Here is a 24,103-nt window from a genome sequence, read left to right as displayed (position 1 = left end):
CCGCAGGAGGAATTTTTATGGCTAAAGAATATGACCTGGTCATATTAGGAGCTGGTACAGGCGGATACGTTGCCGCTGTCCACGCGGCAAAAAGAGGATTATCGACGGCGGTAGTAGAAGCACGGGACATTGGCGGCACATGTCTGCACCGTGGGTGTATCCCGAGTAAATCGTATTTAAAAAGCGCAGAGATGTACAAAACAATGCAGGAGAGCCTGTCATACGGCATCGAAGCAGACAATGTGCGGCTGCAGTTCGGAAGAGTCCGGGAGAAAAAGAACCAGACTGTACAACAATTACATAAAGGGGTTCAGCAGCTGTTAGCAAAGCACGAGGTGGATGTATATTACGGGCACGGCCGCATCCTCGGGGCTTCTATATTTTCACCAACGGCAAGTACCATTTCAGTAGAAACAGAAACCGAAGGGGAAAATATTATGCTGCAGCCTAAACAAATTATGCTTGCCACCGGCTCCCGTCCGGCGACTGTGCCGGGACTCGATATTGACGGGGAATATATTTTATCCTCCGAGGAACTGCTCGAAGCGGAAACCCTCCCTTCGTCAATTATCATTGTCGGTGGAGGGGTGATTGGCGTTGAATGGGCGTCCATGCTTCAGGACTTCGGCGTGGAAGTACAGATGATAGAGCTTGGAGAACGCCTGCTGCCAATGATGGACCACGCCGTTTCAAAAGAAGCAGAAAAGCGATTGAAGCGAAAGGGCGTCCGGATTTATACAAATACGGAGCTCGATCCTGCTTCGCTTACGAAGAACAAAGAACTGGCTGTCCGTACCTTGGCAGGAGAGACCCTGGGGGCTGAAAAAATGCTCGTCGCTGTAGGAAGAACCGGTAATACGGGAGACCTGGGACTCCACAACACGGAAGTCGAAGTGCAGAACAGCTTCATCCAGACATCCGGCATGTATCAAACGAAGGAATCGCACATGTATGCCATCGGGGACGTCATCGGTGGCATGCAGCTGGCCCACGTGGCTTCACGTGAAGGAATTATTGCTGTAGAGCACATGCTCGGGAACCATCCAGAGCCCCTGGATTATAAGCATGTGCCTTCCTGCGTCTACTCGGAGCCGGAAATGGCTTCGGTAGGATGGACAGAGCATAAAGCCAAAGACGCCGGCCTGGAAATCAAAACGAGCACCGTCCCTTTTCAGACAATAGGCAAAGCCCTGGTAGAAAACGATCCGGAAGGCTTTATAAAAATGATCGTGGATAAAGATACTGAAGATGTCCTCGGTGTCCATATTGTGGGACGTAAAGCGACCGAATTGATTAACGAAGGCGCCCTTGCCGTTTATATGAATGCTTCTTATCTTGAAATACAAGGAGCCGTGCACGCCCACCCGACACTGGCGGAAATCTATGCAGAAGGCGCTTTGGCGATAGACGGAAAAGCCATTCATTACGGATGAAATAAGGAGGAACAACGAATATGATTCAAGAATACAGTACCCACCGGGAAGTAGGCTTAAGCGACGAAGAAGCGCTCACAATGTATGAGATCATGCTGCAGGCGAGACGTCTTGATGAAAGAATGTGGCTGCTGAACCGCGCCGGTAAAATTTCGTTTGTCGTATCCTGCCAGGGCCAGGAAGCGGCACAGGCAGCGGCAGCGATGGCGCTTGACCGTGATAAGGACTACCTGCTTCCGTATTACCGGGATTTTGGCCTTGTGATGGCGTTTGGGATGACGGCGAAGGATTTAATGCTCGCGGCCTTCGCTAAACAGGGAGACCCTAACTCTGAATCGCGGCAGATGCCCGGCCATTTTGGACAGAAAAAGAACCGGATTGTGACGCAGTCCTCGCCGGTAACTACCCAGATCCCCCACGCTGCCGGGTTTGGACTCGCAGCTAAAATGAAAAACAAAGATTTTGTTACGATGGTTACCTTTGGCGAAGGCTCCTCCAATCAGGGAGATTTCCATGAAGGCATGAACTTTGCCGGCGTTCATGATCTTCCAGTCGTATTTTTCTGTGAAAACAATAAATATGCTATCAGCGTGCCTCTCAGCAAACAGCTCGCCTGCGAACATGTTGCTGACCGTGCAAAAGGATATGGCATGCCGGGGGTAACCGTAGAGGGGACAAGGCCGTTTGAAGTGTATCAGGCTGTAAAAGAAGCAGTGGACCGGGCACGTGCCGGTAAGGGACCAAGCCTCGTTGAAGCGATGGTGGCAAGACTTACACCGCATTCAAGCGATGATAATGATAAACTGTACCGGACGGTCGAAGAAATGGACGAGGAAAAGCAGACCGACGCGGTCGTAGCTTTTGCGAACTACCTGCGGACCGAAGGCATCCTGACCGAAGAAAAAGAACAGGCCATGGAGCAGCGGATTCGCGAAGAGGTAGATGCCGCCACTGACGCCGCTGAAGCAGCGGAGTATCCGGCAGTAGAAACGCTTGGACAGTATGTTTACGAGGAAGAAGGGAACTAATATGGCAGTCATGTCTTATATTCAGGCAATCAATACAGCGATGAAAGAAGAAATGGCGCGGGATGAGAACGTGTTTGTCCTGGGCGAGGATGTCGGTCTGAAGGGCGGGGTGTTCCGTGCGACCGAAGAATTGCACAGCACGTACGGCGACGAACGCGTTATCGACACGCCGCTCTCTGAATCAGCGATCGCCGGAGTAGGCATAGGGGCAGCGATGTACGGCCTCCGCCCGGTAGCAGAAATGCAGTTTGCAGATTTTATTATGCCTGCAGTAAACCAAATTGTTTCTGAAGCAGCCAAAATCCGCTATCGCTCTAATAATGACTGGTACTGTCCGCTCACCATCCGGGCGCCGTTTGGCGGCGGAGTGCACGGCGCCCTCTATCATTCGCAGTCAGTGGAGGCGCTGTTTGCCAATACGCCGGGCCTGAAAGTAGTGATTCCGTCCACGCCGTACGATGCAAAAGGACTGCTGAAGGCGTCCATCAGGGACAACGATCCAGTGCTGTTTTTCGAGCATAAGCGTGCGTACCGAATGCTCAAGGACGAGGTGCCGGAAGAAGATTACACCGTACCACTCGGTAAAGCGGCAGTCAAACGTGAAGGCACGGATGTCACCGTGATTACATACGGCCTTTGTGTGCATTTGGCCAGCCAGGCTGCTGATACGCTTGCCGCCGAAGGCATAGATGTGCATCTGTTGGATCTAAGAACCGTTTATCCAGTCGACCGGGAAGCCGTCAAAGAAGCAGCAGCTAAGACAGGAAAGGTACTGCTTGTCACTGAGGACAACCTCGAGGGAAGCATTATGAGTGAAGTGTCGGCAATCATTTCTGAACACAACTTATTTGACCTGGACGCCCCGGTCCGGAGGCTGGCAGCTCCCGATGTGCCGGCCATGCCTTACGCTCCGACACTTGAAAAAGAATTTTTAATGAATACGGATAAAATCACGAAGGCGATAAGAGATTTGGCGGAATTTTAGGAGGGTATCAAGGATGCGCAAAGAAGTAACGATGCCGCAGCTTGGGGAAAGCGTCACAGAAGGTACGATTTCCCAGTGGCTCGTAAAGCCGGGAGATAAAGTGAAAAAATACGACCCCATCGCAGAAGTGCTGTCAGATAAAGTAAGTGCAGAAATCCCCAGCTCTTATACTGGAGAAATCAGCGAGCTCGTTGCTGAAGAAAACGAAACAGTAGCTGTGGGGACGCTTATATGCTATATGGAAACAGAAGAAACGCAGCCGGACATAGTAGAAAAAGCTTCGGCTTCTTATGCAGAAACGGCCCCGGGACAAGAAGGCGGGGAGGAAGAAAAATCGATGAAAAAGAGGTATTCACCGGTGGTGTGGCGGCTCGCACAGGAGAACGGGCTGAGCCTTGAAAATATCGAAGGCTCCGGCAAACAAGGACGCGTCACAAAAAAAGACGTAGAAAAAGCGATCCGGGAAGGTGCGGAAAAAACCAAGCAGGAAGAAGCTGCGCCTTCACCGTTTCCTATCTATTCCACGAAACCTTCAGAAAATCAGGAGGAGCGTGAAGGTGACACAATTATTCCGGTAACTGGAGCAAGAAAAGCTATCGCAGACAACATGGTGAAGAGCAAACAGGAAATTCCCCATGCCTGGACGATGATCGAAGTAGACGTTACGGATTTGGTGGCGTACCGGAACAGCGTGAAGGATGACTTTAAGCAAAAAGAAGGTTTTTCGCTTACGTACCTGCCGTTTTTCATGAAAGCTGTCTCCGAATCCCTGCAGCTGTTTCCAAGCCTTAATTCCACCTGGGACGGTGACCGGATTATCCAGCGCAAGGAAGTAAACCTTTCGATGGCTGTGGCCAGCGAGGAGGCTCTTTACGTGCCAGTCATCAAACGGGCAGATGAAAAAAATATCCGTGGTCTCGCCCGGGACATGCAGTCTCTGGCAACCAAGGTCCGCCAGGGAACTATTAAAGCAGAAGAAATGAAAAGCGGAACGTTTACGGTGAATAATACCGGATCTTTCGGCTCTGTGCAGTCCATGCCGATTATCAATCATCCACAGGCCGCCATTCTTTCCGTGGAATCAATTGTTAAACGTCCGGTTGTTATGCAGGGTGATATGATAGCAATACGCTATATGGTTAACCTGTGTCTTTCCCTGGATCACCGTATTTTAGACGGTCTTCTGTGCGGGCGGTTTTTAGCCGATTTAAAGCAGCGGCTGGAAAATTATAAAGGGACCGAAAACATTTAACAGAGGCTTCCCCTTAGGGAGTCTCTTTTTTCATGCTTAAAAAAGAATCACTCTTATTTACAAAACTATTTCCCTGCGCTAAAATCAATATACATACAAAACGTAATCATTACGATGAAGAGGTGCGATAATGAAAAAACATTTTATTTTAGGAGCTGCTGGGGCAGCATTTTTTACTTTAAGTGCCTGTGGAGCAGCAGATGACCAAAGCGATCAGGGATCCGAAAATGAAAATAAGGTCGAAGTTTATACGACGCTCTTTGCTTGGGAGGATTTCACCAGGCAAATCGGCGGGGAGCACGTAAAAGTAGAAAACGTTGTACCGGCGGGCTCGGATGCACATACATACGACCCGACGCCGCAGACGCTCACAAACATAGCAGAGGGTGACTTGTTCGTGATGACCGGGAGCGGAATGGAAGGCTTTGCCGACGAAGTGGAAAGCACGATTGGCAACCAGGACGTGCAGATAGCCAAGGTGGCAGAAGCAGTGGGAAGCGCAGAAGAAGGCCATAGTCATGAAGAAGGCCACAGCCACGAAGAAGGGGAAACCGACGAAGAGCATGCAGAGCATGAAGAAGAAAGCCACAGTGAAGAAGAGCATGCCCATGATCACGGGGGCACAGATCCTCATATATGGATCGATCCGGTTCAGGCGAAGGAAGCGGCTACTGTAATTAAAGAACAGCTCGTTGAAGCAGATCCTGATCATGAGCAGGCTTATGAAGAAAACTATGAGGAACTGACAGCAGAACTCGATAAAATCAACGAGCGATTCCAAACTCTTGCAGAAGAAAGCAGCAAAGATCAATTTATCGTTTCCCATGCAGCTTACGGCTATTGGGAGGAACGGTACGGACTCGAAGAGATAGCTATTAACGGAGTGAATGCCCAGAGCGAGCCGTCCACGCAGGAAATCAATGAAATTATCGATACAGCAGAAAAAAATGATCTGAATGCTATTATGGTGGAAGAAAATATTCCATCCGATACGACGGATGTTCTTCAGGAAGAAATCGGGGCGGAGGTTTATACGTTAAACAACCTTGAGTCCGCCAGTGAAGAAGAAGTTGCTGACGGGGTTACCTACGTTTCGCTGATGAATCAGAATGTCGATAATCTTGAAAAAGCACTGAATGAATAACTTTTCGAGCTTCTCACTTGTGATTTTCTCTCCCTATCCGCTACAATATAGGTATTCGGTGAAGGAAAGGAAGGATTTTAATGAATTTTGATTTTTACGTCAATGATATAGTACAAGCTTCCCGAGACGAAATCGAAGAAGCTGGTTACCAGTCTCTCCGTACGCCTGAAGAAGTCGATGAGGTGTTGAATAAAGAAGGCACAACGCTCGTCATGGTAAACTCTGTATGCGGCTGTGCTGGAGGCATTGCCCGTCCGGCAGCAGCTTACATGACGAATTATGATACGAAGCCCGACCGGCTTGTTACCGTATTTGCAGGTCAGGACAAAGAAGCAACAGAACAGGCCCGTTCTTATTTCACAGGGTTTCCACCGTCATCTCCGTCATTTGGGCTCCTAAAAGACGGCGAACTCGTTCGTATGGTGGAACGTCATGAAATCGAAGGCCATGAACCGATTCAGGTTGTTCAAAAACTCGAAGAAGCTTTCGATCAATACTGCGCAAAATAATAAGTGCCCTCCGGGGCGCTTTTTTTTTTGCAAAAAAAGAGCTCCTCTCTGGCCGAGGAGCCTATGGCACTTACTTTTCTAAATGATAAATATTGCCGTCCTGCTCTACAGTAGTATCGACATCCGGAAACACGATTTCGCTTGTTTTGGGCTCGAATTCCTGAGAGGTCTCAAAGCCAACCCGAAAGTCATTGCTTTTGGTGGACGGGCCTTCTTCTTTAGTTACGCTGTACCATAAGGTTTTACCGTTGGAGGCAATTGTTGTCTGAGGTTCGCCTATGTTAGCTTTGAATGTTACTTCTGCCATTTGTTATCCCTCTTTCTTCGTGTAAGATCTATAAAGGGTTCTTCCCTTCATCGCTTTTGCTTTAAACGTCATTTGCAAAAATAAGAAAAGACAGCAGGGGCGTCTTGACGCTCAGGTTTAGATTCATGGTATACTGTTTCGGACTACATAAATGAAAAGGGCGGAGACAAATGATTCAAACGTATTATGAAAAAATTCAGGAATACTTAAATATGGACGAGGAAATTTCGTATGATGAGTTTCGCGATTACTACCAGAATGTCATCGATGAGCTTGATACAAACGCCTCCGGCTACGAAGAGGAGCAGGTATGGAAAGCTTTATTTATTACGGAAAGCCTCATGTCCAACGCCGAAGACCGCCAGAAACGTACGAAAAAAAAGCAGGAGGCAAAAAAGTTCGGCAAGATGCATGAACGTTCCAAAGTGTATTCCCAGCATTTCACTAAACGGCTGCAGGAAGCAGGCTACAGTGAAGAAGATATCAACGGCCAGTTTGAAAAAATGCTGGAGGGTTCTTCCGAAGAAACATAATTTAAAAATGGGTTGACTTTACTATTCGTTCATTGGTATAGTATTCATTGTCTTGTTAAAACATATGACAAAAGCGCCTATGGTGAAAGGGATATCACTCGAGATTCCGGTTCTCGCATTCCAGGTTCGAGTCCTGGTAGGCGCACCAATGAATAAATGTGTGAGCAAAGGAGCTATTCCTTTGCTTTTTTATATGCTGTTTGGAATGTAATGGGCGCGTGCAAGAGGACCAGGGCTGAAACATCTTAGTCAGTTTCCCTGCGCCCGGGTTTACGATATAATACAGATACGAATGAACAAACAGAGAGGTTTTTTAGATGGGGAGATTCCGAATTGGCTATCGGACGCTGAAGACAGCAGTAGGTACTGCTATATCCGTATACATTGCCCAGCTGCTGCAGCTCGATTACTACATATCGGCAGGCGTCATTACCATTCTTTGTATTACCACGACCAAAAGAGGCTCTCTGACAGTCAGTATTGAACGACTCGTCTCCTGCGTGATCGGCCTGGGAGTAGCGAGTGTATTTTTTGAACTAATCGGCTACAATCCAGTGGCTGTTGCGATGCTGTTTCTGATCAGCATTCCACTCAGCGTAGCGGCTAATGCCGCCCGGGGAATCGTTACAAGCAGCGTGATAGTTCTGCACCTTTATACAGAGGGACAGGTGAGCGCAGGCATATGGATGAACGAGCTGGCAATTATTTTTATCGGTATCGGGGTAGCTTTAATCATGAACCTGTACATGCCGAGCAGTGAAAAAAGCCTGGCCCAGGACCAGTTAAGCCTCGAAGACGCTTTCCGCAAAATCTGGGAGGAATACGCAAACTACCTTCGCTTTGGAGATAACATCTGGGACGGCGGGGAATTTTCGGAAGCAGCTAAAATTATTGATGAAGCTAAAGGAAAAGCTCTGCGGGACATAGACAATCATTTTCTCCGGGATGATGACTACTTCTACCACTACTTCCGCATGAGAGAAAAGCAGTTTTCGGTACTCGAAAGTATTTTGCCGTTTATTTCTTCCATTGACCAGTCTGTGCCCCAGGGGCATAAAATGGCTGATTATATGGATGAGTTAAGCGACGCCGTCTCTCCGGGCAATACTGCCGGCTATTTCTTATATCGTCTTGACGAGATGAAGCTTGAAATCCAGCAGATGGAGCTGCCAAAGACGAGGCATGAATTCGAAATACGATCTTCTTTATTTTACATTTTGTATGAAATTGAAGAATACCTGCTCATTAAAAAAATGTTTAAACCCGACCCGAAGCGGACGCACACCATATCGGGCAAGCGATTAAACAGGCAGAAGGCACGAAGGAATAAATAAAAAGCAGAACCCCGGGCATGGGCGCCCGGAAGTTCTGCTTCCTCCTATACATACAAGCAGAGCAGAGGTATTGATTTAAAACATTACTGCTCCGCCCATTAACAGGCTGCTGCCGACAAGCGCAAAGATCATAATGTAAATAATGACTTTCTGCATTCTAACCCCCGCTTTCAATGGAAACTAATGCTCAAATTATAACACAGCAGGCGAAAAAATATATAATAAACCTAAGCAATCCGCAAAGGAGTTATAATAGTGATGGCAAATCAAGAACGTTTAATACAGGAATTTATCGAACTGGTACAAATTGACTCGGAAACGAAACACGAAGCCAAAATAGCCGATGTCATTAAACGGAAATTTCAGGAGCTGGGGCTTGAAACGAAAGAAGATAATGCAAAATCCCTCACCGGTCATGGAGCAGGAAACCTGGTCTGTACGCTGAAAGGCACGGACAGCATAAAGCCGGTGATTTATTTCACCGCCCACATGGATACGGTCGAACCGGGGAAAGGCATTGAGCCCGAGGTGCAGGACGATTATATTGTATCGATGGGAGAGACCATTCTCGGTGCAGATGATAAGGCAGGAATTGCTTCCATGCTGGAAATGGTAAAAGTTCTTCAGGAAGAAGAGGCCTCCTACGGCGATATTCAATTTATTATTACAGTCGGGGAGGAATCCGGACTGGTGGGAGCAAAACATCTTGATACGGGTCTCGTGCATGCTGATATGGGCTATGCGCTCGACAGCGACGGGCCTGTAGGTACTCTTGTCACTGCTGCACCGTACCAGACGAAAATGCATGCTGCTATTTACGGAAAAAAGGCGCATGCGGGAGTGGAGCCTGAAAAAGGCATATCGGCCATCAGTGTCGCTTCTAAAGCAATAACCAAAATGCCGCTCGGACGAATTGATGAAGAAACCACAGCTAATATTGGAAGCTTTGCCGGGGGCACCCAGACCAACGTCGTGTGCGATGAAGTTGTAATTTCTGCAGAAGCGCGCTCTTTTAAACCAGATAAGTTGAGCCGGCAGGTAGCTGCGATGCGGGAGGCTTTCGAAGAAGCAGCCGAAGAAATGGGCGCACAGGCTTCTGTGGATATACAGCCAATGTATGAAGGCTATGTGCTGGCAGAATCCGACGACGTGGTGCAGCGGGCCGTCCAGGCTGCCCACCGGCTTGATGTGGAGCCTCGAACCGTAAGAAGCGGTGGCGGGAGTGATGCAAACGTAATTTCAAGTTACGGTATTCCTACGATCAATTTGGGTGTTGGTTATGAAAATATACACACTACTGAAGAACGCCTGCTTATTAGAGAATTTGTAAAAGTACCAGCATTTATGGCGGCTATCGTAACGGAGCCGGCAGAAGAAGAATAAAGGGGGAAGGCGGACGATTGGATATTCAGCGTCTTCAGGGGAATGTAAAGGCACCACTGCCTAACGTAAAGGAAAGAAAAGCCGAAAAAAATCCATTTTCAGAAATGATGCAGACCGAGCAGGCTAAAACATTCAGCCGGCAAATGGGAATCATGCTCGAACAGCTCGATCAGCAGGGGCGCCGCCTGATGGAGCACCAGACTATTCCGGAATTAAAAGAATATAAGCGTCTTGTGCGCGAAATCCTCACGGAGCTGAAGGACCACGGATTGAACCTGCATGAGGAAAGATCCTTTGGCAGTGACGGCAGGCTTAAAACCCATCAGCTGATTGAAAAAATTGATAAAAAATTAGTGGAAATGACAGACCAGATGCTGCAGCAGGAACAAAAGCCCCTCTCTCTTCTCGACATGGCCGGGGAAATTAAAGGCATGATTATACATCTCTATGGGTAAAGGAGAGAAGCTATGAGTGTAAAGGTGTTATTTATCTGTTTAGGAAACATCTGCCGCTCGCCAATGGCAGAAGCTCTTTTTCAGAAGCATTTGCAGGAAGCGGGAATGGAGAATAAAATAATAGTGGATTCAGCCGGGCTTGGTGATTGGCACGCAGGAGCGCCGCCGCACGAAGGCACAGTCGGTGTTCTTAAACAGCACGGAGTCCCTGCAGGCCCTGGGCGGTCCCGGGTCGTGGGGGCCGGGGAAGAAGCCGATTATATTGTGGCTATGGATGAGCAGAACCTTGAGATGCTTGAAGACTTTCAGGTTTCTGCAAGAAGCGGGAAGGTATGGAAGCTGTTGGATTTTCATCCGGAACGCCCAGGCGAAGACGTGCCGGATCCTTATTTTGAGAATAATTTTAAAGACGTGTTTGAACTGGTTAATACGAGTACCTTCCATTTACTACAATGGATTAAAGAGCAGGAGAATGTATAATGGAGCATATTCAAAAAGCGATACGGTATGTAGACCCACAGGCAGAAGTAACTAATATAGCAAGCCTCTCCGGAGGAAGCATCAGCTCTGCCTACCGCGTGGACACAAACCGCCGCTCCTATTTTATAAAATGGCATGAAGAAGCTCCTTATGATTTTTTCCGCCAGGAAAAACGCGGGCTCGAATTTTTGCGTGAATCGGAAGCAGTGCATGTTCCCGACGTTCTGCACTGGTCAAAGAAGTTTATTATTATGGATATCATTCAGGGAAGAGGGAACAGCCGCACCGATGAATGGCTGGGACTCGATCTAGCTCACCTTCACCAATCCTCCGGAGATTATTTTGGTCTTGAAGAGGATAATTTTATCGGGGAACTGCCCCAGGAGAACTCCTGGGAAACGAGCTGGGTTCGTTTTGTTAGGGACCACCGGCTGCGGCCACAGATGGAAATCGCCAGATCCCTTGGCAAACTGACGGAGGAACGGGCCCGCCGCCTGCGCTACATTCTGGATCATCTTGGGGAGTGGATACCGGACGACCGGCAGCCGGTCAAGCTGCACGGAGATCTTTGGGCCGGCAACTGGCTTACAGGCGAAGAAGGGCGTCCGTATTTGATCGATCCTGCCTGCTGGTACGGGGACTATGAATTTGATCTTGCTTTTACCCGGCTGTTTGGAGGTTTTTCTGAACGGACGTATGAGGCTTATGAGACTGTTCAGCCGATCGAAGCTGAATTTGAAGAGCGGATGCCTCTCTATCAGCTATATTATTTGCTTGTCCATTTAAATGTATTTGGAGAAATGTACGGGACCCAGGTGGACAGGGTGCTTGCATTATACAGCAGAAGCCGCTGAGCCGGACCTTTCTTTTGGAAAGGTCTTTTTTTATGCCTCTACAATGTCTATTTTCCGGATTTTTGGGCAGGTTGAGAGTGCAGAAAAACGGGAATAAAACTTTGGACGTGATCATAAGGTTTTGACAGAGAGGGGCTTTTTGGAGTGAGAGACACACATATTGCGGTTATTGGGGCGGGCCCCGGAGGACTTACCGCTGCCATGCTGCTGCAAAGCCAGGGGTTTCAAGTAAGTTTGTTTGAAAAAGATGACAAAGTAGGTGGTCGTACATCCCATGTGGATGTAGATGGTTATCGTTTTGATAAAGGTCCAACATTTTTAAGTATGCCGCATATCGTCGAGGAAATTTTCTCAGCGACCGGGAGGGATCTGGCGCACTATATTTCCTGGAACTATCTGGACCCAATGTATGAATTGTTCTTTGAGAATTCGAGCTTCCGGCCGACCTCCAATAAACAGGAAATGAAACGGAGGATCGCTGCTTCCTTTCCTGGTGACGAAAAGGGATACGACCGCTTTATGCATGACCTGGGGAAACGGTGGGAGGCGCTTCTGCCGGTGCTTGAGCACGAGCACGGCTCACTGCTCGATTACATGAAACCCCGGACGCTTAAAGCCCTTCCGCACCTGGCGCTTGGCAAATCGGTGTACGATGTGCTGAGCCAGTATTTTTCCGATGAGCGGATGAAGCTTTCTTTTACCTTCCAGTCCAAATATTTGGGAATGTCGCCTTGGGACTGCCCCGGGGCATTCAGCATTCTTTCCTATATGGAGCATGAATATGGTATTGTTCACCCTACTGGGGGATTGAATCAGATACCTAAAGCAATGGCTAAGGCGTTTGAAGAGGATGGGGGCCGGCTTTACTTAAACGCGCCGGTCAGGAAAATACGGACGAAAAGACAGCAGGCTGCAGGGGTTGAGCTTGAAAATGGGGAAGTATTCGGGGCGGACGAAGTAGTGGTGAACGCAGATTTCGCCTATGCAGCTACTGAACTGTTCGACGAGCCTTTAAATAAGTGGAAAAAAGAAAAAGTGGCTGAAAAAGACTTTTCCTGCTCAGCGTTTATGCTCTACGCAGGCGTTGACGCCACTTATCCCGAAGCGGCTCATCATTCGATCGTTTTTTCCAATGATTATAAAAAAAATGTGGAAGAAATGATTCATGAAAAGATTGTTTCAGACGACCCGTCCATTTATATTCATAATCCCGCCGTGACCGACAAGACGCTCGCCCCTGCAGGAAAGTCACCAATTTATATGCTTGCCCCGGTGCCAAACAACCAGAGCGGCATCGACTGGGAAAACAACAAAGAGAGCTTTCGGGACCTGGTGCTTGACCAGGTGGAAAGCCGGTCACCGTTTAAAGGCCTCCGGGATCATATTGAAGTGGAAAAGATTTATACACCCACGGACTGGCAGATCGACAGTAATGTATACGAAGGAGCTGTGTTCAACCTCTCCCATCGCTTAAATCAAATGATGTATTTCCGTCCGCATAACAAGTTCGAAGACGTAAGGAACTGTTGGCTGGTGGGAGGAGGAACGCATCCTGGCAGCGGCCTGCCGACAATTATCGTATCCGGCAGAATCACTGCCCAGGCACTAACGGCTAAATACGCCAGGGAGCGGGCGCAATGAAAAATATTATTGTTGGAAGCGGCATCGGCGGGCTGGTAACAGCACTCTATTTAACGCAGGCGGGTGAGAAAGTAACAATAGTGGAAAAGGACAAAGAAGCCGGCGGAAGAATCAAATGGGTGAAGCAGGATGGATTTAAAATTGATGAAGGACCAACCATTGTACTGCTGCCGGAGACAATCAAAGCAATACTCGCCGAAGCAGGCATGGACCCGGAAGTATTATCTATGGAACGTATTGATCCACTGTATCGGATGGTTTTTGCTGATGACACGGAATTTTATAAATGGAGTGATCCCGACAAGCAGAAAAATGAGATGGCTCGTGTTTTCCCTGGAGAAGAAGAAAACTTTGAAAGATTTATACGGGATATGAAGAAGAATTTCCTGCAGGGAGAAAGGGATTTTTTATCCCGCTCATTTATGCGTAAACGGGAATTTTTCACTGCGGGTAACATCCGTTCTCTGTGGCAGATGAAAGCCTATCAGCCGGTTAGATCCCAGGTGGCGGATTATTTTGAAGATGCCAGGCTCAGGGATGCGTATTCGTTTCAGACTCTTTATATTGGCGGAAATCCTGCCACTACCCCCGGTATTTACTCTCTGGTTTCCTTCAGTGAGCAGTATCACGGCATCTGGTATATCCGGGGAGGATATGCCACACTGATCGAAAAAATCAGGGAAGAACTTGAACGGCGCGGAGTAATATTTCGATTTGAAGAGACAGCACTAAGCATCCAGGCGAAAGAAAAGACGTTCACCGCCTTAAAAACGGATAAGCGGGTAGAGCCGGCAGAGCGGCTGATTTGTAATTGTGAACTGCCGGCAGCAGAACAGCTGGTGGAAAAGAAACCACAAAAAAAATACACTTCTTCATCAGGATGCTTGCTAGTTTATTTAGGATTAGACAAAATATATACAAAGGCTTCTATACACCAATTTTTCATGGGAAATAATTTTGATCATCAAATGAAGCAGGTTTTTGACACGAAAGAATTACCGGAAGACCCGAGTATTTATGCATTCCACCCGTCTTTAATAGACTCTACCCTCGCCCCGGAAGGTAAGAGTGTGCTGTATCTACTTGTTCCCGTACCATCAGGAGATAATATCGACTGGGAGGTGCAGGACGAGTTTATTCAGTCTATTTTAGAAGCGGTCGAAAATAAAGGATTCCCGCACCTGCGTTCTTCGATTCAGTGGATGCAGGTTCGAACGCCTAAGGATGCTGAAAGATACGGGTTGTATGAAGGAGGAAGCTTCGGAATTGCACCAGGTTTTACTCAATCAGGTGCATTCCGGCCGCAGCTTAAGCCGTTTTCGTACAACAACGTATACGCGGTAGGCGCTTCGACGCACCCTGGTGGCGGTGTGCCGATTGTCATGCAGGGAGCAAAATTGTTAGCAGAGCATCTTAAGGTAGGAAGAAAGCAGGATGTTTTCTGATATACACCCGGCAGGGGACCAGCCATCGCTTGGCTTCTGAAATGCGGGAGAGGGGATGAGAAGTATGAAACCAACGTTAGAAAAAGCATACGAGGAATGCCATCGCATCATCACAATGCACAGCAAAACTTTTTCGAAGGCATTTGATATTCTGCCTCTTAAAAAAAGACAGGGTGTATGGGCCGTTTACGCTTTTTGCCGCACGGTAGATGATATTGTGGATGAAGGAGAAAACCCGGAACAGGAATTAAAAGAATTTGAAACTATGTTTCACCAGTTCCTGCGTGATCCCTTTTACCAACCATCGCTGCAATGGATTGCACTTAGGGACACGTTCGAACGGTTCGATATGGAAGTACAGCCTTTTCTGGATATGATTCAGGGGCAGTATATGGATTTGGAAAAATTTTTTTATTACACATTGGAAGAAGTTGAAGGGTATTCCTATTATGTAGCAGGAACTGTGGGGCTGATGCTTCTGCCTATCCTTTCTCCGGAGCGGTTTGAGCATCTGAAGCCGGGGGCCATTGCTCTTGGAAAGGCGATGCAGCTGACAAATATTCTGCGGGATGTTGGAGAAGACCTGGATAGGGGGCGCGTTTATTTCCCTGTAGAAATATTGGAAAAGCATGGATATACTAAGAAGGAGCTTTACCAGCACCGTCTGGATTCGTCATTTGTACAGGCATGGGAAGAAACCGCCGCTAGGGCAGAGGAGCTTTATGCAGAAGCACTCGAATCAATTGATCAGTACCCAAAGGATGCCAGATATCCTGTTAAGGGAGCTGCCTATATGTATCAGGCAATTTTAGAGTCGGTACGAAAAAATAATTATCAGGTTTTCAAAGAGCGGGCTTACGTTTCTAAACGGGATAAATGGAGCATCTTAAAAAGAATTTCTTCCTAAATGTGACAAATTGGCTTTAAAAACGACGAAAAGCCAACCAGGCAGAGATTGCTGGCTGTCTTCTTTTTTAAAAACAAATTCTTAAAATGCCAATTTATGTATGATACAATGCAGGTGAATATTTAAATGTAAACCGCGGGATGATATTATATCCGGCGGTTTTATTCTGCCTATACATAGTGGCAGCAGGGATAATCCAGATTTAGCCAGGGATCTTCGTAACGCTGCTGCCTGGAGCGAGCGCTTTCAGCAGAAGGAACAATCTGATATCGAAGAAGAACAGACGGCGGAAACGATTCACCGTATATTTCATGATTTGGATGTTTTTTATAACGGGCATGGGAAAAAGCCATTCGGCGTTACGCACGTAGACAACGGCGAGCATGCAGAAAAGGTCGATATATGACCGGTAAATATAGAAAACCACCGGGCGCCCGGTGGTTTAGCTATTTTTAGAAGCTCTTTTGCTTTCTCTGCGGAAAGAAAGTTTAGTTATTGCCTTTGCTGTTTGGGTCCCGCTGATTTTTTCCTTCTTCCTGCGGCTCAATGTCCGCTTGATCGTCTTTTCGTTTTATTTTTTCCTCGGGAGATTCCTGGATGTTTTGGTTGGCACTGTTCTCAGAATCAGAGTTATTGGAATCATCAGAGGAAGAATTAGAAGAAGATACCTGCTCTGCACCCTGTTTCGCCTGATCTTTTACTCCTTCGAGCTCCTGCTCTGCCTCTTTGGCGGTATCGGCTACGTCCTTCAGCTCATCGCCGGCCTCTTTTGCCGTAGACACCACGCCTTCGGAATCTTTTTTCACCTGCTGAATCTGTTCGATAATGTCTTTGCCGTAATCATTATAAATCTCCTGCAGCTGGGTCGTCGCCTGCTTGGCAAGCTCCACAGTGCGCTGGAAACGGCTTTTCAGTTCGTCCGTATCAATTTCCTGGTTCGCTTTATTTACTTTATCCTTGATGCCTTCGCTGCTCCCGCTCTGGCTGGTGCTTCCGGAGCTTTTCGTATACCAGTAAACCCCGCCTCCGATAGCTGCGGCTGAAAGCGCGATAATTGGAAGTGTCTTCTTGCTGGAAGTGTTACCCATGATATCTACTCCTTTTCGATTTTAAATAGGCCAGCCTGTAAGAAAAGGCTGTTAATAATTAACTGTGCTGGGCAAAGCCCCATCTGGTTACCGGGAACTCCTTTAAGTTCAGATTTCAATGCTAACTTCACCGGCAGCGGTCCAGGGAATTAAAAAAGAGTCAGCAAAGAAAAAGCTTTCTTCTGCTGGCTCATGGGTTAGCTTATTATCCAACCATTACCGCCGCGCCTGATAATTAAGAATGAACTATAAACATATATCCTTTATGCTTGTTCATTAAACATTTCCTCAAAAACATCTGAATCGCCGCTTTTGATATTTTTTCAATACGTGCCTGCTGAGCCTGCTTTTTTGTACGGGTGAAAGCAAGGCCTTCGCCAAGCGTTCCAAGCAAATTTTCATACGTGCTCCAGATGCCCAGTCAGGACATTCCGGCCAACAAAAGCGTTCTTATTATCTTTGGAAAGCTGCTGATTAATATAAATGCTTCTGTTTTTTCTGGGTGCCTGTAAGTAAATTCCTGGGTGGACAGGCCACCAAAAGAATAATCATTATTGTCAGCCGTAAAATTAAATTTTATTCTCATCTCTTTTTACCTTCAATCTATATAAATAAACGTCCAGGCTAGGCTTGAAGAATTTGTAAAAAAAGCACCCTCAAGCTTTTATCTGCTTAAAGGCGCCTGGTTTATATGCAAAGCTAATTGCAATAATACTGAATAGAATTTTAATTATTTAACGTTCTTTTGCTGTTTCATCTTCTATTTTCGGACTGGATAAAAACCAGCCGCTAACTGCGATCACAACGAGAATGATATAGAAGGAAGCCTTCCAAAGCGGCGAATGGGAGAAAGCTTCCGGAATGATGTGCAGTGCCGGATGACTCAAAGCATAGACGGCAAGCTTTACCCCAACCCAGCCAACGATAACAAAGGCAGTAATTTCGAGGCCAGGGCGTTTTTCCAGCAGGGTAACAAACTTACCGGCAGCAAAACGCATAATAACAACCCCGATCAATCCACCGAATAAAATAACCGCGAAGATTCCACCATCAAGGCCTCCAATAGACGGGAGACCGGAGGCAGGCAGGGTAATAGCAAGAGCGACACCAGCAAGAATCGAATCGACGGCAAACGCAATATCCGCAAGCTCTACCTTTAAAACAGTTTTCCAGAAGCCGGGCGACTTAGTTTTGTTCGTTACAGCAACCTCGTTTTGGTGCTGGTGGTGGCGGACCATATGCCTGATAATATGGTTAATGGCAATGTATAGAAGATAAGCGGCCCCGATCGCCTGCACCTGCCAGACACCCGCCAAAAAGCTGATGATAAAAAGTGATCCGAAGCGAAATAAAAAAGCGCCGAACAACCCGTAAAACAAGGCCTTTTTCCGCTGTTTTTCAGGAAGGTCCTTCACCATTACTGCCAATACCATCGCGTTATCTGCTGCCAGCACGCCTTCAAGCAAAACCAGAATGACCAGCACCCAACTGTATTCCATTAATAAACTTGCATCCATTCCTTTTCTCCCCTTATAAGAAAAGGCATAATAATAGCCTTTTCCCTGAATGATCCGAAGGAAAAGGCGTAAAAAAACCTTTTCCTCCCCGTAACTGTTACGAAGAAGAAAAGGTCTCGCTTATAGTTTGATAACTACCATCAGCACCGGGGCGCTAAAGCCCGTCATGACGATGCGGATGCAGGAAAGCTACTCCCCTTTTAATCTATACTAATCATATTCCGAAGCAAGCACAAAGTCAATCTTTATTAAAAATGTAGAGAGGAAGCTGGAAAAACGCTTTTGAAATCGAAAGATAGAGTCTATATACTATTGATAAAGCACATATTCCGTATGAAGATAAAGGAGAAGGATATGCCGGATTCAAGAAAAAATCTACGCTACTATTTTGAAATTCAACCACTGCATGGGACCTTTTTTATTTATCAGATGGATAGCGTTACCGTGAACAGCGCGGAAGGGAGTATGGCGATCTATGATCTTTCCGGCGGGGGCATGCGTTTTTTCTCCCGTTTGAACCTGCCAGTCACTGACCGTGTGCTTTTAACCTTTTCCTTTCGCGCGCTCCATAAACATTTCACTCTTCACGGATGTATAAAGCGGAAAGAAAAACAAAGCGAAGGCTATATGTATGGAGCCTTTTTTCCGGATGAAGTCAATGATCAAAAAAATGAGCTGGTGTGGACGGTGCACCAGTTAAACCTTGCGCATAAAGAGCGCCAAAATTAAAAACCTTATAAATTTCACCTGCAACACATGTCAGTAGTGGAGGAGGAGAAGTATGAATAACGATTTATTAAAAGAGCTGCTGCTGATCGCCCGCATTGCTGCTAAGGAAGAAGGGACGATTTCCCCGGACAACTCCAATGAAGAAGCCCACTTTGATTATTTGATCCAAGAAGCAATGCTTGAAGCCGAAAAAGTTACAGATGAAAAAGATGAAAAGGTGGAATATATAGATCCGGTAGTGACAGAAAAGGGTAACCAATTTATAGATATATAATTCGGACTGGAAGATAGAAGGCCCCCGGCGCTGAAGCCGGGGGCCTTCTGTACAAGTGAATTTTTACTTAGCTGCCATTCCGCCGTCGATACGATACTGGGAACCGCTAATAAAGTTGGATTCATCAGAAGCAAGAAATAATGCAAGGTTTGCGATATCCTCAGATTCTCCGTAGCGGTTCATTGGTATCGCCTGCTCCTGCTCGGTGCGGGCAGATTCCGCATCGTCCGGGTTAAATCCTTTCTCGAGTGAACGCATCATCCGGGTGTTTACCGGCGATGGGTGAATGGAGTTAACACGAACGTTGGAGTCGGCTACTTCGAGAGCCGCTGTTTTGGTCAATCCCACTACACCGTGCTTGGAGGTGGTGTACGGACTAACGCCCGGGGACCCCATCAACCCTGCAACAGAGGAAGTGTTTATGATGCTGCCACTGTTTTGCTTCGCCATGACGGGCATCACGTATTTTAATCCGAGGAAGCTCCCTAATACGTTGACGTTCATTACCTTCATGAAATCGTCAGCGCTCTGCTCTGGAATAGGAGCTACTTTGCCTTCGATGCCTGCGTTGTTAAAAAAGACATCTACTGTTCCAAACTGTTTCACTGTTTGATCTACATAATTTTTTACGTCATCTTCATTCGTAACATCGGCCACTGTCGTTTCTACAGGGCCATATTCATCGAGTTCAGCTTTAACGCTGTCCAACGATTCCTGATTCATATCCACGAGCATGACATTGGCGCCTTCTAGAAGGAATTTCTTAGCCGCAGCTTTACCAATACCCCCCGCGCCTCCAGTTATTATAGATGTGTAACCTTCAAGTCTTTTCATGAGAAAAGCACCCCTTCCATATGAGGATTTATTTATAATAAGTGTGGCATCCGTAACTTTTCCCTGTGACTAAAGAATTAAAACAAAGAAGAGGGAGTAGGGCATACTGCCTTCAAGCATGTGCCGGACACATGCTTTTAAAATCAATGGTTAGTATTCAAGGTGCGTGGAAGGGCGTCCAACGGCTGGGCCTGCGGTTTGGCGAAATAGTAGCCCTGAAACAATTCGTACCCCATTTCTGCTAAATAGTCGGCGTCTTCTTTACGTTCAATTCCTTCGGCAAGCGGCTGAGAACCAGTATGGGCAGCGACCTGGAGTAATGCCGCCGCAACTTTTTGCTTTTCGTGATCCCTGCTTACTCCGTCAGAATACTCTCTGGCCAGTTTCACAATATCCGGCTCAAGGTAGGAAAGCTTTTTGAGATCATTGGCCCCGGTGCCGACATCATCGAGAGCGTATTTAAAGCCATGCTTCCGGTAATAGTTAAGAATCGCTTTTAAATGCTCAATGTCCTGGACTTCATCGCTTTCTACAACCTCGAAAACGACATTTTCCGGCGCGATTCCCTTTTCATTTATCAGGCGGATCGTGGTTGATAAGCAGTGCTCGGGTACATAAATAGCAGTTGGAATAAAATTGATGAAAATCAGCTTATCTTTAATGGCGGCTGCATTTTTAACAGAAGCCATGCGGCAGACACGGTCAAGCGCAAACAGGCGGTTGCGGACACGGGCTGCTTCAAGCAGAAAAAATGGGGCAATCGTGCTTCCGTCTGCTCCTTTTCCGCGGGAAAGGAGTTCGTGGCCGACAATAGTATAGCTTCCGGATTTGGGCTGGACAATAGGCTGGTAGTGCGACTGGATTTGCTCCTGATCGATAATGTCGTCGATCCAGGCTGCTTCTTTATGATCATGAAGTGAACGGAGGGGCTGCCTGGCTGCTGTGTTCTCCAGCGGAGCATCTTTTGTGGCCCGGTAGACAAAAATCTCGTTGGGATTGTAATGCACCTCCAGGTAATCGAGTAAATCAAAAGCAATAGTTTCTTCCATCCATGCCATATGGTCATCTAATTGCTGCCACTGGTGGTTCTTGTGTTCAGCAAAATAAGGATTAAGAATGGCAGGTGACTGCCCGTTTTCGAAAATAAAAGTATAGCCCTGCTGTCCGGGCATACAAATGTCGCAACCGTTTTTCATACGTAGCCTCCAAATTGATGTAGTTTTTATAATAATATCGGTTTATAAGCTGGATATTCAAGTGAGCAATGAGAAGGCAGCATTAACACGGGCCGAGACGAAACCAGCCTGAAGTTTTTGAATGAGACACCTATGTTTAAACCTTCCCGTGAACGGTAACTAATTTAAAGTGATCATTGTCAGGAAGCTGGATCACTTCAGATGAAGTATGGCAGCCAGTAAAGTTAAATACGACTGTTAAGAACCTTTATAAAGGAGGAAACCGATAATGATAAACTTAAAGCAGGAAGGAAAACTTGGCTTTGGAACAGCGCCGCTTGGGAATATGTACCGCGAAATTCCGGAGGAGGAAGCTATAGAGACAATTGAAGCAGCCTGGGAGCACGGCATCCGTTACTTCGACACCGCGCCTTTTTACGGAGCAGGGCTTGCGGAGCTGCGTACAGGAAAAGCCTTAGCTAAGCATAATCGCGACGATTATGTATTAAGTACAAAAGTCGGCCGGTACATTTTAGACGAAACAGAAGAAAAAGAAGGACTGTTTGCCAATGGCCGCAAAAACAAAGTTATTGATGATTATACTGCAGAAGGTACACGCCGGTCGATTGAGCAGAGCTTGGAGCGTCTGCAGATGGATCGACTCGACTTTGTATATGTGCATGATATTTCCCCGGATTTTCAGGGAGACGAATGGCTTGCCAAATTTGAGGAAGCAAGAACAGGCGCCTTCCGTGAACTGACTAAACTTCGCGAAGAGGGAGTCATCCAATCCTGGGGGATCGGAGTAAACCGCACAGAACCAATTGAACTTGCCCTTGACCTTGAAACTTCCAATCCGGATATCAGTCTGCAGGCAACACGATACACGCTGCTTAACCATGAGCACGCCCTGCAGCGCTTAATGCCGGCGGCTGAAAAACAGAATGTCAGCATTATTGTTGGTGCGCCATTTGGTTCAGGTGTTCTGGCTGGCGGCTCGACGTACGAATATTCGGATATTCCGCCTGAAATTGCTTCCCGTGTCGAGCAAATGAAGACTATTGCCGAGCGTCACAATGTCAGCTTAATTGCAGCCTCCCTGCAATTTTCAGCGGCCCATCCCGCAGTGGCAGCTGTAATACCTGGAGCAAGCCGCCCACAGCGGATTCAGGACAACCTTGAAGCATTAAACGCTAATATTCCGGCTGGGTTCTGGCAGGAGCTGCGCCAAGAAAGATTGGTGTCGCCCGAAGCGCCGCTTCCTATCAAAGAATAAAAACCGACTAATCGAAGCCGCCGTCCCTGGATTCAGGAACGGCGGCTTTTTTATCCAATAGGAAACTAAATAAAACTGTCTGGGCTTACTGGACAATAAGTGTAGCGGTCATGTCCGCATGGCCTTCGCCGCAAGGCACGCTACAGTAAATGTTATATCTCCCCGGCTCTTCTGGAGTGAACGTTGCTTCGCCTTCGCCTTGAATATCTATGTCAAAGTTGTCGATGGCAAGGCCGTGGCCGCCTTCCTGGCTCGTTAAGCTGACGTTTACAGGCTCACCGGCGTCAACCGTATATTCTTCCTGATCGAACTCGAAGTCAGTAGCGGTAACATCCATGGTTTGAGCCTCGGCATTTTCACTGGTGCTTTCGGATCCATTGCCTCCATCACTGCCGCCGCACCCGGAAAGAAAAACAGTTAAGCCAAGAAAAAGTGCTGGTACGGAAAACTTCATCGTAAAATCTCCTTTCAACATTAACATACTGGTATTACTCGAAAAGGCCAGAAGAAAAGAGCCCTGCAGCTGGGTTCAAATAGGTAACTGCCTTCTCAATTATTGTAAAGTAAAATCATAGTAGAAGACAAAAACTTCCTTGAAAATAAGAACAATTATTTGGAAATAACGGAATATTTGTTATTTTAAAGTCGAAAAAGTAGATTTAAAGACTTGATACCTTTATACTATCTGTAGTTTCATTAGTTTATATAAATGTATTTTTAGGAGGAGTTACTTATGGCGAAAACAGTCTGGACAGTCGACCCCGTGCACAGTGAAATTGGCTTTTCGGTAAAGCACATGATGATCTCAAGAGCGAAGGGCACGTTTGATCAATTTGACGCAACGTTAAAAGTGGATGTGGAAGACTTAACAGATGCAGAAATTGAAGTGGTGATTGATGTAGCAAGCATTAATACCAGTGATGAAAATCGTGATGGCCATTTACGGTCTGCGGATTTTTTTGATGCTGAAAACTATCCTAAAATGACATTTGTCGGCAAGGAAGTTAAAAAAACAGGTGAAAGCGAATATGATGTGACAGGCGATCTTACGATTAAAGGCACGACGAAAGAGGTTACCTTAGACGTCACGTTTGAGGGCCAAAGCAAAGATCCGATGAGCGGAAATATGGTAGCCGGGTTCAGCGGCCAAACTACTGTCAACCGTAAAGAATTTGGCTTAACCTGGAACGCTACACTTGAAACGGGCGGCGTGCTCGTTGGCGAAGACGTGAAAATTAATATTGAGATGGAATTGCACAAGCAGGATTAAAGTTAGAACAGAAGTACATGTATTATAAAATAAAGGACTTTTAGACCTCCTGGAGAGATGTCTAAAAGTCCTTTTATTATGGATGAATATCATCCTCCGGTTTAAGAGGGGGCTTATCCGTAGGCGCCGGCAGCCAGTAAAACCAGTGCAAAAAAGACTGCCAGGCCGACAGCAAGTCCAAAATACAATTTGATAAAATTCCACATAGGCTCAGTCGCTCCTTTCAAAGAGAGAAGAGGGTACTGATGAT

Annotated in this window: 26 protein-coding genes and 1 tRNA gene; 20 read left to right on the top strand and 7 right to left on the bottom strand. The window is 46.8% G+C overall.

Translation table 11 applies throughout. From position 1 onward, the window contains the following. The first annotated feature begins 17 nt into the window (after positions 1 to 17). The 6 genes from lpdA to ACTTK6_RS03670 all read left to right on the top strand — a co-directional run bounded on the left by lpdA (position 18) and on the right by ACTTK6_RS03670 (position 6,351). Positions 18 to 1,433 (top strand): dihydrolipoyl dehydrogenase, encoded by a 1,416-nt coding sequence (lpdA, locus tag ACTTK6_RS03695; RefSeq protein ID WP_462832727.1) that lies wholly within the window; start codon positions 18 to 20, stop codon positions 1,431 to 1,433. Between the two features lie 20 nt (positions 1,434 to 1,453). Then, positions 1,454 to 2,461 (top strand): thiamine pyrophosphate-dependent dehydrogenase E1 component subunit alpha, encoded by a 1,008-nt coding sequence (locus ACTTK6_RS03690; protein ID WP_462832726.1) that lies wholly within the window; start codon positions 1,454 to 1,456, stop codon positions 2,459 to 2,461. A gap of 1 nt (position 2,462) precedes the next feature. Beyond that, positions 2,463 to 3,446 carry an alpha-ketoacid dehydrogenase subunit beta gene (locus tag ACTTK6_RS03685; RefSeq protein WP_094907924.1) on the top strand — a complete coding sequence of 328 codons (984 nt, stop codon included), beginning with the start codon at positions 2,463 to 2,465 and terminating at the stop codon, positions 3,444 to 3,446. Positions 3,447 to 3,459: 13 nt separating this feature from the next. Continuing rightward, on the top strand, positions 3,460 to 4,698 hold the full coding sequence (locus ACTTK6_RS03680; RefSeq protein ID WP_094907923.1) for a dihydrolipoamide acetyltransferase family protein: 1,239 nt from the start codon (positions 3,460 to 3,462) through the stop codon (positions 4,696 to 4,698). A 130-nt stretch (positions 4,699 to 4,828) separates the two neighbouring features. Further along, complete coding sequence (locus tag ACTTK6_RS03675; protein ID WP_462832725.1) at positions 4,829 to 5,842, top strand: metal ABC transporter solute-binding protein, Zn/Mn family; 1,014 nt, start codon at positions 4,829 to 4,831, stop codon at positions 5,840 to 5,842. Positions 5,843 to 5,922: 80 nt separating this feature from the next. Then, entirely contained in the window at positions 5,923 to 6,351 is a 429-nt protein-coding gene (locus ACTTK6_RS03670) for a BrxA/BrxB family bacilliredoxin (RefSeq protein WP_079476765.1), read from the top strand. A gap of 70 nt (positions 6,352 to 6,421) precedes the next feature. Here ACTTK6_RS03670 and ACTTK6_RS03665 read toward each other — a convergent pair whose 3' ends face one another. Next, on the bottom strand, positions 6,422 to 6,658 hold the full coding sequence (locus ACTTK6_RS03665) for a hypothetical protein (RefSeq protein ID WP_079476764.1): 237 nt from the start codon (positions 6,656 to 6,658) through the stop codon (positions 6,422 to 6,424). Positions 6,659 to 6,828: 170 nt separating this feature from the next. On the opposite strand from ACTTK6_RS03665, the gene ACTTK6_RS03660 reads away from it, so the two are divergent. The 3 genes from ACTTK6_RS03660 (at position 6,829) to ACTTK6_RS03650 (ending at position 8,525) form a co-directional block, all read left to right on the top strand. Continuing rightward, a complete protein-coding gene (locus ACTTK6_RS03660; protein ID WP_244897377.1) occupies positions 6,829 to 7,191 on the top strand; it encodes a hypothetical protein in 363 nt (120 codons plus the stop codon). A gap of 73 nt (positions 7,192 to 7,264) precedes the next feature. Beyond that, a tRNA-Arg gene (locus ACTTK6_RS03655) sits at positions 7,265 to 7,339 on the top strand. 169 nt (positions 7,340 to 7,508) lie between these two features. Beyond that, complete coding sequence (locus ACTTK6_RS03650; protein ID WP_079476763.1) at positions 7,509 to 8,525, top strand: aromatic acid exporter family protein; 1,017 nt, start codon at positions 7,509 to 7,511, stop codon at positions 8,523 to 8,525. A 75-nt stretch (positions 8,526 to 8,600) separates the two neighbouring features. Here the strand turns inward: ACTTK6_RS03650 and prli42 are convergent, their stop codons facing one another. Beyond that, positions 8,601 to 8,681, bottom strand: coding sequence for a stressosome-associated protein Prli42 (gene prli42, locus ACTTK6_RS03645; protein ID WP_156847924.1), 81 nt, complete (start codon positions 8,679 to 8,681; stop codon positions 8,601 to 8,603). 102 nt (positions 8,682 to 8,783) lie between these two features. Between prli42 and ACTTK6_RS03640 the strand changes: the two genes are divergently transcribed. The 7 genes from ACTTK6_RS03640 to ACTTK6_RS03610 all read left to right on the top strand — a co-directional run bounded on the left by ACTTK6_RS03640 (position 8,784) and on the right by ACTTK6_RS03610 (position 15,690). Further along, positions 8,784 to 9,908, top strand: coding sequence for a M20/M25/M40 family metallo-hydrolase (locus ACTTK6_RS03640; protein WP_462832724.1), 1,125 nt, complete (start codon positions 8,784 to 8,786; stop codon positions 9,906 to 9,908). A gap of 17 nt (positions 9,909 to 9,925) precedes the next feature. Beyond that, positions 9,926 to 10,363: a YaaR family protein gene (locus tag ACTTK6_RS03635; RefSeq protein WP_079476761.1), complete on the top strand. Its 438-nt coding sequence runs from the start codon at positions 9,926 to 9,928 to the stop codon at positions 10,361 to 10,363. A gap of 12 nt (positions 10,364 to 10,375) precedes the next feature. Continuing rightward, a complete protein-coding gene (locus ACTTK6_RS03630; protein ID WP_079476760.1) occupies positions 10,376 to 10,843 on the top strand; it encodes a low molecular weight protein-tyrosine-phosphatase in 468 nt (155 codons plus the stop codon). Beyond that, positions 10,843 to 11,697, top strand: a complete 855-nt coding sequence (locus ACTTK6_RS03625; RefSeq protein ID WP_094907919.1) for a fructosamine kinase family protein — start codon at positions 10,843 to 10,845, stop codon at positions 11,695 to 11,697. Before ACTTK6_RS03630 ends, ACTTK6_RS03625 begins: the two co-directional genes overlap by 1 nt. 144 nt (positions 11,698 to 11,841) lie before the next feature. Continuing rightward, a complete protein-coding gene (locus ACTTK6_RS03620) occupies positions 11,842 to 13,338 on the top strand; it encodes a phytoene desaturase family protein (RefSeq protein ID WP_462832722.1) in 1,497 nt (498 codons plus the stop codon). Then, positions 13,335 to 14,783, top strand: coding sequence for a phytoene desaturase family protein (locus ACTTK6_RS03615; RefSeq protein WP_462832721.1), 1,449 nt, complete (start codon positions 13,335 to 13,337; stop codon positions 14,781 to 14,783). Before ACTTK6_RS03620 ends, ACTTK6_RS03615 begins: the two co-directional genes overlap by 4 nt. A gap of 64 nt (positions 14,784 to 14,847) precedes the next feature. Next, positions 14,848 to 15,690, top strand: a complete 843-nt coding sequence (locus tag ACTTK6_RS03610) for a phytoene/squalene synthase family protein (RefSeq protein ID WP_462832720.1) — start codon at positions 14,848 to 14,850, stop codon at positions 15,688 to 15,690. Between the two features lie 488 nt (positions 15,691 to 16,178). On the opposite strand, the gene ACTTK6_RS03605 is transcribed toward ACTTK6_RS03610, so the two are convergent. Beyond that, complete coding sequence (locus ACTTK6_RS03605; RefSeq protein WP_079476755.1) at positions 16,179 to 16,778, bottom strand: hypothetical protein; 600 nt, start codon at positions 16,776 to 16,778, stop codon at positions 16,179 to 16,181. A gap of 734 nt (positions 16,779 to 17,512) precedes the next feature. Beyond that, positions 17,513 to 18,295, bottom strand: coding sequence for a TerC family protein (locus ACTTK6_RS03600; RefSeq protein WP_462832718.1), 783 nt, complete (start codon positions 18,293 to 18,295; stop codon positions 17,513 to 17,515). A gap of 354 nt (positions 18,296 to 18,649) precedes the next feature. On the opposite strand from ACTTK6_RS03600, the gene ACTTK6_RS03595 reads away from it, so the two are divergent. Together ACTTK6_RS03595 and ACTTK6_RS03590 are read left to right on the top strand one after the other, a co-directional pair. Then, positions 18,650 to 19,024 carry a PilZ domain-containing protein gene (locus ACTTK6_RS03595; RefSeq protein WP_158219060.1) on the top strand — a complete coding sequence of 125 codons (375 nt, stop codon included), beginning with the start codon at positions 18,650 to 18,652 and terminating at the stop codon, positions 19,022 to 19,024. Between the two features lie 52 nt (positions 19,025 to 19,076). Next, positions 19,077 to 19,298, top strand: a complete 222-nt coding sequence (locus ACTTK6_RS03590) for a hypothetical protein (protein WP_462832717.1) — start codon at positions 19,077 to 19,079, stop codon at positions 19,296 to 19,298. A gap of 63 nt (positions 19,299 to 19,361) precedes the next feature. On the opposite strand, the gene ACTTK6_RS03585 is transcribed toward ACTTK6_RS03590, so the two are convergent. Then, positions 19,362 to 20,132, bottom strand: a complete 771-nt coding sequence (locus ACTTK6_RS03585; protein WP_079476750.1) for an SDR family NAD(P)-dependent oxidoreductase — start codon at positions 20,130 to 20,132, stop codon at positions 19,362 to 19,364. Between the two features lie 143 nt (positions 20,133 to 20,275). Then, complete coding sequence (locus ACTTK6_RS03580; RefSeq protein ID WP_462832715.1) at positions 20,276 to 21,328, bottom strand: EAL domain-containing protein; 1,053 nt, start codon at positions 21,326 to 21,328, stop codon at positions 20,276 to 20,278. A gap of 268 nt (positions 21,329 to 21,596) precedes the next feature. Here ACTTK6_RS03580 and ACTTK6_RS03575 point away from each other — a divergent pair, with 268 nt between their 5' ends. Continuing rightward, positions 21,597 to 22,583 carry an aldo/keto reductase gene (locus tag ACTTK6_RS03575; RefSeq protein WP_462832714.1) on the top strand — a complete coding sequence of 329 codons (987 nt, stop codon included), beginning with the start codon at positions 21,597 to 21,599 and terminating at the stop codon, positions 22,581 to 22,583. Positions 22,584 to 22,668: 85 nt separating this feature from the next. Here ACTTK6_RS03575 and ACTTK6_RS03570 read toward each other — a convergent pair whose 3' ends face one another. Beyond that, a complete protein-coding gene (locus ACTTK6_RS03570; RefSeq protein WP_462832713.1) occupies positions 22,669 to 23,037 on the bottom strand; it encodes a cupredoxin domain-containing protein in 369 nt (122 codons plus the stop codon). A gap of 279 nt (positions 23,038 to 23,316) precedes the next feature. On the opposite strand from ACTTK6_RS03570, the gene ACTTK6_RS03565 reads away from it, so the two are divergent. After that, positions 23,317 to 23,853, top strand: coding sequence for a YceI family protein (locus ACTTK6_RS03565; protein WP_079476746.1), 537 nt, complete (start codon positions 23,317 to 23,319; stop codon positions 23,851 to 23,853). Positions 23,854 to 24,103 lie beyond the last annotated feature (250 nt).

Source organism: Marinococcus salis, from assembly GCF_054971365.1.
Note: the sequence above shows the minus strand (reverse complement) of the source record. Positions and strands in the feature narration are given on the sequence as shown.